This window comes from Vibrio sp. J2-4 (assembly GCF_021728155.1).
In the GTDB taxonomy this organism is placed as follows: domain Bacteria; phylum Pseudomonadota; class Gammaproteobacteria; order Enterobacterales; family Vibrionaceae; genus Vibrio; species Vibrio diabolicus.
This window is the reverse complement of record NZ_JAKKCN010000008.1, coordinates 57,901-74,593: the sequence shown is the minus strand read 5'-3', so window position 1 is coordinate 74,593 and position 16,693 is coordinate 57,901. Positions and strand designations below refer to the sequence as shown.

Here is a 16,693-nt window from a genome sequence, read left to right as displayed (position 1 = left end):
GTTATCCTTGTGCCGCGGTCTCGATCGATACTTCTGCAGACAACCCCGGATAGACTCGTTGACTCAACTCTTGAGGGATCTCTAGCTCAATACGTACTGGTACACGTTGTACTACTTTTACGAAATTGCCTGTCGCATTTTGAGGTGGCAATAAACTAAACTGTGCACCAGTCGCCGGGGTTATCGAAGAAACACGGCCATGCAATGGATGGTTTGGAAACATATCCAATACCACTTCAACCTCTTGCCCAGGCACAACGTTCTCAAGTTGTGTTTCTTTAAAGTTTGCCTCTATCCAAACATAATCTGGCACCATCACGATGAGCCCCATTCCTGGTTGTACAAACTTGCCGACTTGCACTTGTCTATCTGCCACATAGCCATCAAATGGTGCACGCACCGTGGTTCTTTCCAGTGAAATATTAGCCAGTCGTAAGTTTGCTTCTGCTTTTTTACGCTGTGCTGTCAGTTGCAACTTCTCGGTCATCAATGTGTCGAGCTGTTTTTGCTCAGCAGCTAAGCCCAATTTAGCGGTTTCAAGATTACTGCTTGCTTCAATAGATCGCGTTTTTTGTGCTTCAAACTGATTTTTGCTCACAGATTGCTTTTGTACCAAACGAGAAAGACGTTGAAACTCCGCCGCTTGGTGTTCGGCATTTGCACTCGCGCGGCGAATACCTTGCTTCGCCTGCTCAATTTTCATTAACTGCATATCCGTTTTGATTTGATTTGCAGTAAGCTCAGATTTCGCAACATCTAGTGCTGCTCGAGCAATTTCTTGGTTGGCAATAAAGTCTTCATCATCAATGACAAACAAAGGAGTTCCTTCTCTTACCCACTGGTTATCTTTGACAAAGATTTCGCTTACTTGCCCCCCAACCTCAGGTGAAATGGCCGTAACGTCTGAATGAACATATGCGTTATCCGTCATTACAGTATTCGGCTGGTATAAGGCACAGCCAGCAGCAAATAACGAACCAACAACAAGCGACAAGGCGATAACTTTCTTCTTCATGTTTGAAACCCATTTTATGACTTTCACAAACTGTACTGTACCGTACAGTTTTAGTAAAGATACATTTGATCATTGCCAATCAAAAAGATCAATCTCATTGATTTATCATGAACTTCTTGAGAAAAGTGTTTCGAATGAAAAGAATGAAAATCTAACCATTTGTAATGTAAATAAAAAAACACATTTAAACTGAATAAATAAAGAGAGGACTGCAACTCCCCTACCTTTATTGAAGCCTGCTCCCCAACTCGGCGCATCAATCGCAAACAACTTGACTGGCCGAAGTTTTCGAAGCTACCTCACCAATTTTCATTAGCACCTCAATCTGACACATCAACCCAACGATAAGCACAAGCTAGTAGCATTTTCTTCAAACGAATTTGACATCGCCCAACATAGTTGTGTATACAACCATATTGTTCGTTCATGTTATTTGGTGAAATTTTCCATGTCCCAATACAACCATCATCAGTCTCTCGGTCACCTTACGGGGCTTGCTAGTCGCCTGTTTAACCGATTACTCACTACCCGTTTCAAAGATGCTGGTATTGATATGACAGCAGAACAATGGGGTGTCGTGTTGCTGTTGCGAAACAACGGTGCCCTTTCTCAAAGTCAGATTTGTGAACTGTTGTACTTAGAAAAATCGAGCGTCAGTCGCTCAATTGATGGGCTTGAAAAGCGCGGTTGGACAGAGAGGAAACCTTCGCCAACGGATAGTCGAAGCAAGTTAGTCGTGCTAACAGAAAAATCTTTAGACACCGTTGATACATGTGCAAATATCGCTTCGCTAGTACTGCAAGAAGCCCAACAGAACCTTGCTGATGCCGACCTAGATAACAGCAAACAGCAACTTTCTAGCGTGGTAGCGAACTTACGCAAGCTTAACGGACAAATTTAACTTATCAGCGTACGTTGCGACAGAAGCTGGTTTAACAGTCAGGCTCAACCTTGGAGAAATACGATGACAAAACGCAATGCTTTAATTACAGGTGGCGCTCGTGGAATTGGTGCAGCAACAGCAAAAGCACTCGCTGCAGATGGTTACCGAGTTTTTATCAACTACGTAAATAGTACTGCGGTCGCGGAAGCGTTAGCTCAAGAAATTCAAAACGCCGGTGGTGAGGCGTACACTTTAAAAGCTGACGTTCGAGATGACGCACAAATACAAGGAATGTTCGACAGCATCGCAAATGAACATGGTGGCGTTGATGTTCTTGTCTCAAACGCAAACATGAGCTTTACCGCTAAACCTTTCACTGAGCAGTCGTGGGAAGAGTTTTCACAAAAGCTAAATGACGAAATGCACGCTGCATATCAAACGGCAAAATTGGCGGTAGAAAATATGAAAGCCAGCCAGTTTGGTCGCTTAATTTTTATCTCTAGCACCTTATCAGAAGCCCCTGCACCAAGCTTTATTGCTCATGGTAGTGCAAAAGGTGCACTTGATAGCTTTAGTAAATACCTCGCCCAAGAACTTGGTCCCTTCGGGATTACGTCTAATGTCGTTGCTCCGGGTCTTGTAGAAACAGACGCAACAAAAGGTGCTCCTGAAGAGTTTAAAGAAACCATTCGAATGTTCACACCAACGCAGAAAATTGCCACACCTGAAGACGTAGCAAACACCGTGAGCTACTTGGCAAGTGAAAAAAGCGGACATATCACGGGCACATACAATCCAGTATGTGGCGGCGCCTACCTACCATAGCGCCAAGTGTGCTAGGCACAAATACAAAGGCATGTACGCATGCCTTTGTATCTTTAGGTATTGCTTTGCAACGCGCAAGCTTCCTTCATGGGCAGTTTTGTCTGAAGAAAAATAGAAAGTCCTATCTATTTCTTATAATCGGTGTATAGTGAGCTCAGCTCCTAACCGTGAGCTATTGATGAAATATTTAGTTCGAGTCTCTTCTTAGTTTTCTTTCGAGTCATTTCGTTACTCAACTCCTGTAGCAACTTATTCTTTATCTTCCATTAAATAGCCTCAGTTTTGATTTAAATACGAACGAGAGTTAGCTCTCTTAGCATGGTTATCACAACGCGCTGTCTTTACATCGATAGGTTTATAAGGAATTTAACCTTATAAAAACAATCAGTAAGCGTCAAAATAAGACATAACGCACATAGCCACGTCGTGTATATATCACCACTATTTAGGAATAGTCATTAGCGGTGGAATATATTAATCAGCGCGATGACAATGGAATATTTAGACTTAATTTAAACCATTTTGACTTCGTTATTCCTATAAAAGTAGAGGTTAATTAGATTGACCTTTAATAAACACGATCTAGAGGAATAAAAATGAGAAAAAAACGAGATAGCTTTCAAAAAAAGAATAAAAAAAGCAATTATGAAGATAAATTTGAGTTGATGGTAAAAGAATACCACAGCGCAAAAGAAGTATTAGACGCAATGCCAGAAGGTTCGGCTGACTACGACAAGCAGAAAAAGCACTGTGAATCTCTATTTGCTAATGCCGAGCGCTTTTTTAAGCGAAATCAGTAGGCCAGTTTAACGCCTAGATAAACATCCGGCAAAACACCATATACGGTAAGGGAGCATCTGCTCCCTTACTTTCAATTAAACCCAACCTTCCGCTAAGTACATCAGTCGCAATTGACTTGGTGAGCCCAGTTTATCTAATGCATCCAACTGAGCGTCACTCAGGTTTGGGCATTTATCAAGGTATACTCGTCCATTTTCGGCATCAAGTGGCAGTTTGTAAGTCAGCTTTTCATTGATTTGACTCGCCTCACCTTTATCGATCGCTCGAACTGCAGGCATGAGCCAATCCCAATCTTCGCCCAACAGCTTTTTAAACGCACTATTAGCAGTTGCCTCAGTTTTACTTGGCGCATCTTCTGGACTTAGCTTCAAGATAGGATCAACGTCAGGGACTAAGTGTTCACCTGGCTCTGATCCCAACATCTTTTTCAACGTTAAGCGAGCAGCTTCCATCTCTTGTGCTTCTTTAGGCGCTTGAGGTGATGTCATCGCCGTGTTCTCTTTAGGGCCAAGGTACGCCATTAATGCGCGTACAGAAGCTGGATCTTGCATGCTGAAGGTAAAGTCTCCTTTGGCATTAGAAACTTCAAGCCTTGGTAAAACACCAGACATCTCACCTTGCATGAGTTGTTCTTTGACTTCTGTATTTAGTCCGTATGCTCCAGCTTGGTTCGCAACAAAACCACCACCACTGATGATGCCAGTCGTGGCAGCCGAACCAATGGCTTCTTTTGCTATCGGCGTAACACCCGCTGTCGCTACAGAGCTCACACCAAAAGTACCCAAGCTCCCTGTCGCCATGCCCAATGTTGCCCCAACTGCACCTTCAGCTGATAACATTGCATGACCTTGAGCCAATGTTTGTTGCATCGGCATAGAGAGACGTTGGTCTCGCCCTGGAAGCTGCGAAATTTGCTCCAGCTGATGGTGGTAAGCTTCAGCATCGCCATTGACTGCCGCTTTGTGCAGCTCACGTCCTGTTGAAATTAATAGCCCTACGCCAGGCAAAGCTAGGTTGATGACAGCATTAACGCCAGAACCTTTCAGTTTTTCTTTGCCCATCTGTAACAGTTCGGCACCAAAACCATCCATTTTCCCCGGGTACTGAGCCTCTAAACTCACCTGCATACGCGGATCTTTGCTGATCGCGTCAAACGTATTTTTAAGCTGCTGGTACGTATCGCTGCTCACCTTGACTTCATCCAACAAGCTGACAACTTCTAAGATTTTGCGCTCAGTAAGCGGCTCACCGCGATAACCAGAAGGGCTAACTAATGAGTAAGCTAGCAAGGCAACCTCAGGCTTTTCTTGTTTAAGTAGTGCCTGTTTCAAATCAAGGTGAGTTTTGATGTTTTCTTGGAAAAACTTAGTGTATTTGCTTCTCAACACGCCTTCGTGGATAGAAGCAAACTTGTGACCTTTGTGGAACGTTGAAGGTTCTTTTACCTCACCTCTTTTACTGATCACTCGGTCATCTTTTTGCGCAGCGACTGCACGAAACTGTTCTAGATCAGGTACTGGGCTTTGGCTGATTTTTTGCGTTGTATTGACCATTTTTCTCTCCTACACACGAAGTGATTGAACATGAGCTTGTTCATGATTAGGGGTGGTTGGAATCGCTTGATCCAACATTGCAAAACGCGCTTGCCACAATTCAGTCTGTTCAATAACCTCATGAAACCAAGCAGTAAGATTCGTCGTGTTTAGGTGCTCAACGGGTTTACGTCCCGCTAAGACAAGCTGTCGACCATTTGGGGCTAAAGCAAGTGCAAGGCTGCCACTACCGATGCCCTGATAATTAGCATGAGCAAGAAGCTCTAAACCTTTTAGTCTTTGTTCGCCCGATTTTTCTAATCCTCCGAACGTCACGGACAACATTAAGTCATCCGTATCTGTCGCGATGAAATACAGCATGTAGCGGTCGTCGACCAGTAGCTGACAACGTTCATTGTCTTCAAAATTCAGTTCGGGTAACTCATTGAGTTGGCAAAACTCCAAGAGCAGTTGTTGAATCGTGTTCATAACTTTTTCCTTTTGTTTCAATAACTCTATTGAACAACGATTGCAGATTGAACGATGTCGGTAATGGCTTTATTTTTGTCACTTTTTCGCCTTCATTGTGAGGTTTTCCGCAGAAATCTCGCTGTAAAAACGAGTTGCCAGAGTAATCAAAAAGAGCAGCTCAGGGCTGCTCTTTCAATAAAGGTTAGATGATTAGCATGATGTATTTGCTCACTTCTTTTGCAGAGTGACTAACCCAGTTTATGGCTATCAAAAATGACTTCTGTTGGCGGGAACATATTCGAAACAGGTGGTCGTTGCGCATCTCCAAACATTGGTGCACCGAATGCGGATGTTGCCCAAGGATCAACAATTTTCACATCCTTACTCCATGTTGATGGATCTTTGATATCACTCCCCTCTTGTCGACCAACCAGTACATAAAGGTGTGTACCTGAATGACCCTTTTTAAACGCAACCACTTCTACTTTAGGCTCACCTTCAGGTGTGCCTGACATACCTTGAATCATCTCAGCAGCGGCAGCAAAGGCAAATGTAGTACAGCAGCCGGCTTTCGCGTTTTGTACTGCCTTGGCAATGTTCTGTAGAGTGCTTAATTGCGGTGCGGTCCCTCTTTGTGCTGCAGCTTGAACTCCGTTTGCAGACATAGTCGCTCGTTGATCTTGCATGATTCGCGCTTGATTCGCGTGAAGCGCTTCTAATCTAGGCTTTCCTTTGGTTTCATAAAACTGCGAACCTTTTACACCAAATGTATTTAAGTCTGTACAGGCAAAATCACCAAGCTTTTGAAGGTTAGCTTTATGTTCGTTGATCAGCGCGACACTCGATGAAGCTTTATTGGTTTTGGAAGAAGAGGCCGTTTGCGCGGCTGGCCAATGTGAGCTCGGACCAGACGACAATCTCTCTAGGTTTTTCAGACTACCAAGCGTTAACTTGTTTTCACCGTTCAACACATTTTTCAGCATCAGCTTCGCAACATCTTTAGGAATACCCTGCTTAGTAAGCAGGTTCACTACAATGTCTTTCGCTTTATTCTGGTGGCTAATACGCGCGCTGATACTTTTATTTTTTGGTGCACCCTCTTTAACAAAAATATCTTTGCCGTTGTGTGCTCGAACCTCTTTATCGTCAGATTGATTTTGTGTCGCCAAATGGGATGTTAACTGACTCAACGAGTGCATTTGCGATGTATTAATATTGACCATGTGTAATGCCTTAAACTTGAATAAATGCGTGTACGTCTGTTTGGCTAAAATCTACAACCGTATTGTTCTGAAATAGCTGAGCCCAAGTATCCACTAGCTCATTCAGTTGAATCATCAAGTTAGCAATATTGGTGAGTTCACTCTCGGCCGCGATGGCAACCTGAAGAACCACATCTTTAGTGGTTGGATTAACGCAAAACTGCACACCGCCGGTTTCTCGATATAAGAAGTTGTATTCAAGTAAAACTTGAAGTTTGTCTAACGTAATATCCTCTTGTTCTATGTGCAGGTTTTTAGAAATCAACAACTCGCCTTTTTCCTCCACGAGCAGAACATCGACACTGTTATTTTCAGCAAAATGCAGTGACCACATTTGATCGTCATACGCTGTCACGCGCTCAAGGTTCAGCACTTCTCCCAGTTCAGAGAGAAGCATATTAATCTTTCCTGTATCCATGTTGTGTCCTGTCTAATTTAATATACCTAAGTAGCCTCGAAATATATGATGCAGCGAGACGACTTGGGTATAACGGCTTATTTAAATAAGCTCATAAGGATAAGAGCGATTTTATGGCGTGATAGACACAAGAGCTTTATTTAAACGTCTCAATTTTATTGCTATTAGCCGTTTTAGCGAGGTAGAAAAATGAAGAATAAGTTGGATAAAGAAATAAGAAAAGAGCGGCAATCGCCGCTCTAAAATTGGAATAGAAGAGAAAAATTACTTGATGCCGTGAAGGCTGTTCTCTGCGTTCATAGCCAAAGGATTGAATGAGTCGTTACGAAGTTCTGCTATCGCGTATAGCATGCGTCCCATGCGACCGTTTCCATCGGTGAACCCGTGATACCCAATGACTCCTGCAAACAAGTGTTTACCCAGATCTTTATCCGCCACTGGGTTTTCTTTCAAAAATCCTTCAATGTGCTGCTTTAGCATCCCCTCACCGCCAATACTTGAAGGCAAAGTACCACCCGAAATATTTGGCCCTCGGTAGTCACGTTCAACATCAGGTACCAATCGAGCGTGTAGCTCTTTTAAGTTGTCCATATTCAATAAGTCTTTACCATTAGACGCGTACTCTTTAAGTAAAGACGTAATGTTTTCGGCATCGTTTCCTTTAGAGTTAGAAGCATTAATGATCCACGCCGCAGCTCGTTCGACATTATCGGTGACGCCACTTTTGTTAAACGCGTCCTCTGCCAGTCCTTCAGCGTATACACCTTGGCTTAGATCGGTGCTTGCTAGACCTTCGATATGGCGTTGCGCCGATTTAAGATGCATCACCTCCATATCAAACACCGCTTGCATTTGAGTGATGCTACCTGCTGGATTTTTTTGCGCTGCAGACACACCACCGCCATAGTCTTTTACTACACGTCCAGCAAGCGACTTCGCTGCACTTTCGCCAATCAGTGATGTGAGGTTTTTACCAGAATCGGTTTCTAGCATTGATTCTGTCATTGCTCGCTCCGCTAACTGGTTTAGCTCAGCAGAGTGCGATTGGACCGTTTTGCTATCCAATTTTGCGAATGCATTTAATACATCTGATGCGGTTTTTATGTTTCCATCTTTGAAGAACATTTGTCCATGCTCAACAGAAGAAGCAGCTCGTAAACGCTGAGCTTGGCCTTGCTCATTATCAAATACGGCTTTTGTAAGGGCTTTCGCAACCGATTGTGGGCTGCCTTCGCGAAACAGTTTTCCTGTCGCTTCAAAAAATCGCGCTACCGCACCATTAGTAGGATTGGCACGAGTAAATTCTTGGGTCGCTGCGTTGATTTGGTATTCTTTGCCACCAATACTCAGCTTGCCTTCGTTTAGTATCTCGTTGCGAGCTTGCGGCATGGCAGCCTGCAATGCGCTAACACTTCCAAAACTGATCATGTTTTAAACCCTTAATGTGGAAAAATGAGTAGTACTCGTTACCGGGACTTCGGTTGTTTTATTGGTTACTTTTTGCGTGTTCGCACTTTTTAGCCATTCGATGAAATTCGCTAATGATTCATCAAGAAAAGAAGCAGTTAACAGTTGCTGGTGCAGGTGTATGAAACCGATGTATCCCGTTTCTGCCTCCCAGAATACCGCTGGAGAGCCTTGCGTTAAGGCATCTTTCATATGTTGATGCAAAGCATCATCACTCGGCTTATCGCCTGAAATCAGCCCAATAAGTGTCAGGCGATCTTCTTGTGCGCGAATTGTGATTGCTGTGTTTTGGTCAATGAGTAGATGACAACAATCATCCTCATCAAAAACCAGCGACTCCAGTTGGCAGCGGCTGGCAAAATCTGTCAGTAAAGAAGTTATAAATCCATTAGCCATTCGACTAAATAATCCTATTTTTGTTGTTTTAGAGGCGCTGCTTGGTTGCAACACTTATCAACTAAGCAGCTTTCTTAGGTGTATTCTTAAGGATTTATGGCAGTGAATATTTTAGAAATGGTCGGATTTTTTTTGTTTAAAGGCATTAAAATGAAAAAACTCAGCAAGTGCTGAGTTTTTAAGATTTATTCATGAATCGTAATTTTACGCTCACTGAGCTGCTTCACCATCGCTTGCTTTAATGCATGCAACTGTCCATCAATACTGGCGTCGATGATCCCAACTTCTGTTTCCAAAATGCAGCCTCCATTTTTCAAGCGCGCATCTGCTACCACGTCAACATAACCGACTTCAGGGAAATCACTTAATACACCAGCCACCTTTTCCCTCACATCAACAACCTGCTCTGGATGGACATGTAAAATGACCTGCTTTTGGTTGCTCACCAATTGCAACGCTTCTCGCACGACGCTCACCGTGGTATCGACATCATCAAAGGTATCGATGATCTTACGTACCGCTTCTAACACCACGCCTGTCATTTTTTCTTCGACTTGCTGATAGTAATCATTACAACGCGCTAGGGTTTCAACCATCGTTTGCGCATTTTCAATCTTGGCTTGTGCGAGACCATCTTGATAACCACGTTGTTTTTCAGTTTCGTAGGCTTGTTGGGCATTAGCAATGATGCTTTCAGCTTTGGAGTTCGCGGCTTCAACTAAGTGTTGCGAATCAAGATAACTGGCATAATTTTTCGCTTTCAGCACCTTTAAGCCAGGTGCCAGCTGCAAGTTGTCTGTTTTTATTTCAACAAATGAAACCATTGGGGAATAACCTGTTTTGCGATTTTTTTTGTGAGTCGATACGCTAGATCTCGCTGATCTTTTGCCAACCAGCTAGCCATTTCCGTACTCTCGCTGAGCTGCTGTTCTAGTTTGAATTGCCAACGCAGGACAATGTCTTCTGGCGAGTTAACTAAAACAAACCTTATCCAGGAGTATCCAAGCGCTTGCATTTTTGCTTCAACAGACCGCTCATCCAATGATTCTGGCAACGGATGTTGCCAACCTTGCGGCCAACTGGATAACAACATCGGCCCGTTTTGAATCAAGAACCGAGCGCCTTCCAATCCAAAGACGTTGTTCAGAACCTGTTTCGGATGTTTTAAAACAACGCCTCGCATTGCCACACAATGTAAAGCTCCGCCCACCATCAATACGAGTTGATTCAACGCATCCGCTGGGAGCAACGCCAAGCTATGGCAAGGTTTGTTAAAAGCCGTCTCTGGAACTGGAGATAACGCCCACTCATTTATGCACCATTGGTTAAACATGGGGTTATCTCTCCAACCTTCAATATTTAATAACCAAGGCTGTTTCTGTTCTATCCAACTTTTATGGATGTATTGGCAAGGCGCGTAGTTAAATTGATGTTGTACCTGCGCGAGTGGTGTTTCTGGTTTAACCACGCTTTGTGTTCCTGCGGCACCAAGTAAAAGTAGCGATATTTGAACCGATAAGCGCAGCTACCAAGAACACCAAAATGGCGACAAAATTATTCGCCGTCTCTTTGGTGACCTGAACCGACAAAATGCTTTTAAATTGATTGTTTTGAGTAGCAACTCGTACCTCTGATGAGGGTACCATCACTACGCTGATTCGATCGTAATTCAACCCCTCAATACTGTTGTTCACCAATAATTTAATCTGAGGAACATACGAATCAAGCGCAATATCCGCCGCGTGTTTAATAAACACAGAGGCAGACGCAGGAGTTGGACGCTCTCCTGGACGTAGATCTTGATCTTCCAAAACAACATGAACACGTGCCACCAGCACGCCATCAATCTGAGATAAGGTTGAAGAAAGTTCTTGAGATTTCGCGTACACCAAACGTGCTCGTTCTGCTAATGGCGACGAGATCAAATCGTCTTTGGGAAACACCTCTTTCAATGTAGAAAACTGCTCTCTTGGATACCCTTTTCGCTTCAGCGCGTCTACCGCGAAGGCGATTTGAGAACTGTCTACCATTAACTTGACGGTGTTGTCTTTGTCAGGTTCTTTTGTTGCAACGACACCTTCGGATAGTAAGATCGACAACATCTCATTCCCCTCTTTCTGAGTTACGTTGGTGTACAGCTCGGTCTGACAACCCACCAGAAACAACGTGAGCATGATGAAAACCGCTCTCATTTTATTCATCATCACTATTGTGCCTTCAATAAGGTTTCTACGTTTTGTGTGGTTTTACCCACGGTTTTCGCGATCAGCTCTTCTTGAAAAGTAATGCGCGTCAGTGCCCACTGCATTTGCAGTAATTGCGCCGGATCATCACCCACCATCTTCATGTTGTCTTGCAGGTTACTTTTCGCGTTATCGATAGTATTTTTTAACTCGCTGATGTTTTCGAGCAAACCGCCCTCCAAGCCATTATTCGCCTCGGGAACCGACATGGCTTGCTCGAAACGTTCACTTAAACCGTCCTCGACTTGTGCATCCTGCAACTTATCAATGTTGGTTTGCATCACCTCGGTGTACTGCGTGTTTATCATATGTACTCCTAAGACAAATCTAACTTGTGACTATGAGTCACGATGTTTTTCACCATCGCATTTTTTTGAATCATGAAGCTAAGCTCATCACGAACCATGTCCAGTGTTGATGCCATATCAGGTAACGACTTCAACTCAGCCCAGCAGTGCCACAAGGCTTGTTCTTTCTGGGCACCAAGTGGAAAATGCTGCGCCAACATTTCTTTAAGTGCTGCTTTATCGACAGGTGGCTCGGCAATAAGCTGGCCCGAAAAATCCCCTAGCAACTCCTGCTTCAACACCTTTAATAAATCGGCTTGCGGGTGTTCGGTGCCCTTTGCACTCTTCGCCTCATAAAAGGCGTACCACATTGCCTCTCGTTTAACTTGAGGATCGGAGAACGCTTCATTCAACGATGATAAGACGCTTTGTTTACTGACAACATCTGCGTCTTTTAGTGATTCATACCACGCTTTGATGTCCGCCAGTTTCGCTTCTGTTTTCTCTAACGTCTCTTTTGGAGAGGCGTGTGAGGCTTCCGCTTGCTTGGCATTACGCTCCATGAGCACATTCATCTTATCTTCATCGCTCCGCTCATAATGGCGCGACTCCGATTGGCGCAGAGGTTGAGGCTGAAGAGTTAGATTACTTGAATCAACGATCATCCAAGGTTCCTAATGTCCTGAGAAAAGCTTGCAGCAAATGCTTGGCTTTCTTCGCTTCCCTGTGATGCGAGTTCTACCCAACTTTCCGCTTTGCTCAAGAAACCAGCTTTGGCGGAAGCAAGGGCCGCTAAACTGATCAGATCTGGATAGGCGTTGCAAAGTGGTTCGAGCAATTGATGAGCCTCTTCGTACAAGCCTTTATTCATAAGGCTCATTGTACGAATCATCACCACGGTCTCTTCAGAACCAGAGCTTGCTTCAAGGCCGTCCGCAATCGTGTTAGCTTCTTGATGACGATGCATACCGGTTGCCATCAGCGCGATTTCAGCCAGCAATTGGCGCATTTCTCGTTCCATGCTTTATACCTTCTGGAGAATCGACTGCATCACATCTTTAATCGCACGAGTAGTGGTCGCATTGATGTTGTAAACAACAGACCATTTGTTGATCGCGTGCTGAAGTTCAGCCAGCTTAGATGGATCATCGGCGTTTGTTTCTAGGTTCTTGATGGCAGTCGTCACCTCTGTGTTGGCATCTTTCGCTTGTTTTTCTAACTTAGTTTTAACATCATCAAGGTTTACACTGTTACTAGCATCGTAAAATGACATAAGACTTCCTCGTATTTTTTAGTTCGCTTCGTATGATTCAACGACCGCATGTGCGGCGGTGTAAGCTTCATACTGTTTGAGTAGCAATTGGTACTGCTGTGGTGAGCACCCTAAATCCAACTGACGTTTCACCACCGCTTGTGCTTCTAAGAGCTTGCTCTTAATCTTGTGCACTTCCGCACCGTTTTTGTCGTTATTTAAAATTTGTTCAAGATTTGTCATTGTTCGTCTCGCCCTCGTATCCGAGTTCTATTGTTATCACCCGCCCGCCTTTGACCAGCTCAATGCCAGCAGGCGTAACACTGGATATGCGGTAGCCTTGAGGCGTTCTTGCACCAACCATGTAACGAACGTTATCGGTCAGAATCACATATGGAACCTGACCAAAGTTAACGCTACGAAACGGGAAATCGATGTTGGTGCCTTTACTCACCTTAGGTATGGATTTCAAAACTAAATACGGTTTTTCACCATATTGTTCTCGGAAGTCTCGAGTCACACCGTAAAATCGAGTCGTTTCGATATCATCAAGTTCCCCGCGTACTTCGATGCGATCACCGCTGGTAACCAACTGGACTTTTTTCAGTAGCTCCGCATCCGTCAATAAGGCTTTTAGCGTATCCATATAGGCACCCGCTCTTTGCAGTTCAACCTTCCACGCTACGAGGCCCGGTACGTCTCGCTCTAAAATTTGCTCAACTTGGTTCCAGCGGCTTGCATCATCGATATAACCCGTCAGTAACAGTGTGCCCGTCTCATCCCCATTTTCGACTTTCACCTGGTGATAGCCGAGGTTTCGCAAAATAAATCGAACCCCGCGACGGATTTCTTCCATCGTTCTTAAGTCACTTTTGTAATTGATACCTAATACATCAATTCGACCAAGCAGATCGAGTTTCTGAGTTCGATCTTCTACATAGCCTTCCAAAACCGCTTGGCGTGCGGCGGCATTCCATTCCACACGAACGTCGCTAAGTTTGAGCTCGCCTAAGATGTTGCGCACCAAAACAATGGGTTCTGCTTCTGTGACAGTCTCATTATTGTTTCCGTTAGCTTGGCTGTACCACATACCAGCAAAAATGACACTCGGGACAAAACTACAAAGCAAGGCGATGAGCGTTGTTTTTTTCCAGCTAGAGCGTTGTACAGCAACAACAGGTGTATCCTGTTCGCTAGATTCGTCGCTGACGTTACTCACGATTAACGCATCTTCTGCGTACCCCAGTGCGAACTTCACAACGCCTACAGAGACAACGGCATGGCGTGACAACTCGATCCCATCATCTTCAACAGAGATGTTTTCACCGTTAATATTTGCCTCTTTGCAGCCTCGTAAAATGACCGAGTCTTGCTGGCAAACCAACGTGAAATGGTTAGCTTCGACCCCAGCATCAGACAGCACGAGATCTGCGATAAAGTCGTCACTGCCAAGCACAAGAGCGCCCTCAGGTAAGGTGACTTCAACTCCGGAATGCACGCCTGATAAAATACGAATTTTCCATTGCTGCATCGCGGTTAAGGCTCCTCTGATGGACGCACACACTCACTTTGTGAGTCATCGCATTCCAATACTTTTACACGCCAACCCTTTTGTCCTGTCGGCAATTGGCACTGCGTCAATTGAGACGACTGTTGCTGTGACAATAAGTCTTGCTGATAGCGCTCTGCTTGAGTCTTTGATGTGCAGCTATACACTTCGACGACCGATTTAAATTCAGCACTGTTGTTGGAAATGTTGTTGAGCTTGCCAATGCTTGGTCGCAGATCGTACTCATTACCAATCAACACACTATCGCCAATACCATCCACAACGATTCGCGGTTCTAGAATAAACATGCGCACCGTGCGGCGTTTAGTGTTGGTATTACTTCTAAACAACGCACCTAAATATGGGATGTCTCCCAACAGTGGTACTTTACGTAACTGATGACTCACTTCATCTCGATAAACACCACCGATGAGCAAGCTCTGTCCTTGCTTCACCGTCGCCAACGTACTGATTTCAGTTTTACGAACGGAAGGAAGGTCGTCGACACCACCATCGGTAATCTTTGCCCCGTCTTCGAGATGAAGGCTCAGATTGATTTCTGGTCGGGCAGCAAACCTGTCACCAACGATACGCGGGACAATTCTCAGTAACGTGCCATACGTGACCTCTTCCAGTGCTGCGGTCTCTTTACCAACCAGCTTGACGTAAAACGTGCTGCTGTTGTTCAGTACCGCTTCGACATTTTCTTGGGTTAGCAGTGTTGGTCTTGAAACCACTTGAGCACTGCCTTGAGATTCCAATAAACGGATTTGAGCCAACAGGTAATTCAGATTGGTTGAATCAAGCAAAGACTTAAAATTTTGTCCGCTACCGAGAGTCACATCACCCGAACTCACATCCCCTGTTGTTTTGATATCAACAATTCGATTATTTCCGACAGATACTCCCGCTCGCCAATCCACGCCTAACTGACTTAAATCGTTGGCACTGATGTCGACAATCGATAATGCAACTTCAATTCTTGATTGCGGTTGGTCCAATTGAGCGACCAGTTTGCGATAGAGCGGTAATCGCGCTTGAGTATCACGAACAATAATCGCATTAAGGCCCGGCTCTGCTTCAACCGTTGCTCCGCCATGAACTGAGGCGGTTTTATTGCTTTTTACAGGCTTATCTGAACTGGTAACTTCTTTGTTCGACGCACTCGTCACTTGAGTTTGAACACCAGACACGACTCGCTTTAAAACCGATGCGATACCCGGAACCGTAATGGTCTGATCTCGATATGCAATTTGTCTATCCGTTGCAGAAGCGTACTTCAAAGGAATTATTTCAACGAATAACTCGTCGGTTGAATTCGATTTCTGCAGCAGGCGCGTTTCTAATGCTTCGGCCGTTTGTACAACTAAGTCGACATAACGTGGAGGACCTGCAAGATAAACCAACCCTTTACTTTCAGCGGCTCTCCACCCATAGCGCGAATCCCACACTCCAGTGGAAATTAACGTGCTTCGTAGCTCTCTGGCGGTCAATAATTCTAATTGGAGTAAACGTGAGCGCGTTTCTGTCGCCTTATAGACATGTAAGACGGCACCATCGAAATACCACATCAAGTTATAGACTTGCGATAAGTAGTCGAGGAACTCAGCCGGATCATCAGGAGTAAAACGTCCACTCACTCGATCATTAACTTTGTCACTCACAGAAACCGAAACGCGATAGTTTGCGCCAAAGTTATTCAACAACTCTTTTAATGAGTCGTTATCTGCATAGTATCGGAATGGTTGTTCGGGCCAGTGTAAGTCTGTTGCTTGTGCGAATCCCAACGGAGCAAAGCTCACAGCACACAACAGTATCTTTGTGGCAGCACGTCTGATGTTCGGAAAGACTTTTCGCATCATGGCAACCACACATTATGATTAATCGTGTGGTTCACGCGCTCTTGCTCCAATAATGCCATATAACGCTCACATAGATTAACGTGCTTAGAAAGCAAAGAAGAGAACAGCTCAATCGAACAGTCCTCGATCCTCACTTTGCTTTGTAAAATCAGCTGCTGATCATCATTCGCTGTTAGTACGCAGCCATCTTCACAGATTGTTTTTAGTGAGAGCTGCATGCAACGTTGTAACGCTTGTTCTTGTTGATAATCTAGATGCTCTTTAAACTGGAAGGGTAAAGCTGCTTCCCATAAAAACCATGATGCGTGTTGTTTGATGGTCAGTGACAACTGATCAACCTCGATGTTGTAAGAGCCATTTTCTGAGGCAATAAAATCCCCTACCTTTAGCGTTTCCGCTAAAGATTTCATCATCTTATCTAACATTTAAC

21 protein-coding genes are annotated in these 16,693 nt (G+C 44.4%); 3 read left to right on the top strand and 18 right to left on the bottom strand.

The annotated features are described in order from the left end of the window. Position 1 precedes the first annotated feature (1 nt). Positions 2-1,015 carry an HlyD family secretion protein gene (locus tag L3V32_RS22260; RefSeq protein ID WP_005395128.1) on the bottom strand — a complete coding sequence of 338 codons (1,014 nt, stop codon included), beginning with the start codon at positions 1,013-1,015 and terminating at the stop codon, positions 2-4. Positions 1,016-1,463: 448 nt separating this feature from the next. Between L3V32_RS22260 and L3V32_RS22255 the strand changes: the two genes are divergently transcribed. The 3 genes from L3V32_RS22255 (at position 1,464) to L3V32_RS22245 (ending at position 3,523) form a co-directional block, all read left to right on the top strand. Then, positions 1,464-1,916: a MarR family winged helix-turn-helix transcriptional regulator gene (locus L3V32_RS22255; protein ID WP_005395130.1), complete on the top strand. Its 453-nt coding sequence runs from the start codon at positions 1,464-1,466 to the stop codon at positions 1,914-1,916. A gap of 63 nt (positions 1,917-1,979) precedes the next feature. Beyond that, positions 1,980-2,723 carry an SDR family NAD(P)-dependent oxidoreductase gene (locus tag L3V32_RS22250; RefSeq protein WP_047009819.1) on the top strand — a complete coding sequence of 248 codons (744 nt, stop codon included), beginning with the start codon at positions 1,980-1,982 and terminating at the stop codon, positions 2,721-2,723. A 596-nt stretch (positions 2,724-3,319) separates the two neighbouring features. After that, positions 3,320-3,523 (top strand): hypothetical protein, encoded by a 204-nt coding sequence (locus L3V32_RS22245; protein ID WP_005395134.1) that lies wholly within the window; start codon positions 3,320-3,322, stop codon positions 3,521-3,523. 75 nt (positions 3,524-3,598) lie between these two features. Here the strand turns inward: L3V32_RS22245 and L3V32_RS22240 are convergent, their stop codons facing one another. The 17 genes from L3V32_RS22240 to L3V32_RS22160 form a co-directional block, all read right to left on the bottom strand. Continuing rightward, positions 3,599-5,077 (bottom strand): cation transporter, encoded by a 1,479-nt coding sequence (locus L3V32_RS22240; RefSeq protein WP_104974064.1) that lies wholly within the window; start codon positions 5,075-5,077, stop codon positions 3,599-3,601. Positions 5,078-5,086: 9 nt separating this feature from the next. Then, positions 5,087-5,545, bottom strand: a complete 459-nt coding sequence (locus L3V32_RS22235; protein WP_005395137.1) for a CesT family type III secretion system chaperone — start codon at positions 5,543-5,545, stop codon at positions 5,087-5,089. A gap of 230 nt (positions 5,546-5,775) precedes the next feature. Then, on the bottom strand, positions 5,776-6,750 hold the full coding sequence (gene vopR, locus L3V32_RS22230) for a type III secretion system effector VopR (RefSeq protein ID WP_134646535.1): 975 nt from the start codon (positions 6,748-6,750) through the stop codon (positions 5,776-5,778). Between the two features lie 10 nt (positions 6,751-6,760). Further along, the gene (locus tag L3V32_RS22225) at positions 6,761-7,207 is read right to left on the bottom strand and encodes a type III secretion system chaperone (protein ID WP_031780449.1); all 447 of its coding nucleotides are present in this window, start codon (positions 7,205-7,207) and stop codon (positions 6,761-6,763) included. Positions 7,208-7,471: 264 nt separating this feature from the next. Further along, on the bottom strand, positions 7,472-8,635 hold the full coding sequence (locus L3V32_RS22220; RefSeq protein WP_237285246.1) for a VopS family T3SS effector adenosine monophosphate-protein transferase: 1,164 nt from the start codon (positions 8,633-8,635) through the stop codon (positions 7,472-7,474). Between the two features lie 3 nt (positions 8,636-8,638). Then, complete coding sequence (locus tag L3V32_RS22215; RefSeq protein ID WP_134646531.1) at positions 8,639-9,070, bottom strand: CesT family type III secretion system chaperone; 432 nt, start codon at positions 9,068-9,070, stop codon at positions 8,639-8,641. A gap of 185 nt (positions 9,071-9,255) precedes the next feature. Next, on the bottom strand, positions 9,256-9,894 hold the full coding sequence (locus tag L3V32_RS22210) for an HrpE/YscL family type III secretion apparatus protein (protein WP_237285244.1): 639 nt from the start codon (positions 9,892-9,894) through the stop codon (positions 9,256-9,258). Continuing rightward, a complete protein-coding gene (vscK, locus tag L3V32_RS22205; protein ID WP_114322286.1) occupies positions 9,873-10,538 on the bottom strand; it encodes a SctK family type III secretion system sorting platform protein VscK in 666 nt (221 codons plus the stop codon). Before vscK ends, L3V32_RS22210 begins: the two co-directional genes overlap by 22 nt. Then, positions 10,531-11,277, bottom strand: coding sequence for a type III secretion system inner membrane ring lipoprotein SctJ (gene sctJ, locus L3V32_RS22200; RefSeq protein ID WP_086015689.1), 747 nt, complete (start codon positions 11,275-11,277; stop codon positions 10,531-10,533). The genes vscK and sctJ overlap by 8 nt, the downstream gene beginning before the upstream one ends. Continuing rightward, positions 11,277-11,621 (bottom strand): SctI family type III secretion system inner rod subunit VscI, encoded by a 345-nt coding sequence (vscI, locus tag L3V32_RS22195; RefSeq protein ID WP_005377202.1) that lies wholly within the window; start codon positions 11,619-11,621, stop codon positions 11,277-11,279. The genes sctJ and vscI overlap by 1 nt, the downstream gene beginning before the upstream one ends. A gap of 8 nt (positions 11,622-11,629) precedes the next feature. Next, the gene (locus tag L3V32_RS22190; RefSeq protein WP_005395152.1) at positions 11,630-12,265 is read right to left on the bottom strand and encodes a YopR family T3SS polymerization control protein; all 636 of its coding nucleotides are present in this window, start codon (positions 12,263-12,265) and stop codon (positions 11,630-11,632) included. Further along, complete coding sequence (locus L3V32_RS22185; protein ID WP_203347183.1) at positions 12,262-12,621, bottom strand: YscG family type III secretion system chaperone; 360 nt, start codon at positions 12,619-12,621, stop codon at positions 12,262-12,264. Before L3V32_RS22185 ends, L3V32_RS22190 begins: the two co-directional genes overlap by 4 nt. A 3-nt stretch (positions 12,622-12,624) precedes the next feature. Beyond that, positions 12,625-12,873 carry a type III secretion system needle filament subunit SctF gene (gene sctF, locus L3V32_RS22180; protein ID WP_047009831.1) on the bottom strand — a complete coding sequence of 83 codons (249 nt, stop codon included), beginning with the start codon at positions 12,871-12,873 and terminating at the stop codon, positions 12,625-12,627. 18 nt (positions 12,874-12,891) lie between these two features. Continuing rightward, a complete protein-coding gene (locus L3V32_RS22175) occupies positions 12,892-13,095 on the bottom strand; it encodes an EscE/YscE/SsaE family type III secretion system needle protein co-chaperone (RefSeq protein ID WP_012841766.1) in 204 nt (67 codons plus the stop codon). Continuing rightward, on the bottom strand, positions 13,082-14,383 hold the full coding sequence (gene sctD, locus L3V32_RS22170; RefSeq protein ID WP_012841765.1) for a type III secretion system inner membrane ring subunit SctD: 1,302 nt from the start codon (positions 14,381-14,383) through the stop codon (positions 13,082-13,084). Before sctD ends, L3V32_RS22175 begins: the two co-directional genes overlap by 14 nt. 5 nt (positions 14,384-14,388) lie before the next feature. Next, on the bottom strand, positions 14,389-16,263 hold the full coding sequence (gene sctC, locus L3V32_RS22165) for a type III secretion system outer membrane ring subunit SctC (protein ID WP_267136703.1): 1,875 nt from the start codon (positions 16,261-16,263) through the stop codon (positions 14,389-14,391). Then, positions 16,260-16,688: a YscB family type III secretion system chaperone gene (locus L3V32_RS22160; RefSeq protein WP_237285239.1), complete on the bottom strand. Its 429-nt coding sequence runs from the start codon at positions 16,686-16,688 to the stop codon at positions 16,260-16,262. The genes sctC and L3V32_RS22160 overlap by 4 nt, the downstream gene beginning before the upstream one ends. Positions 16,689-16,693: the final 5 nt, after the last annotated feature.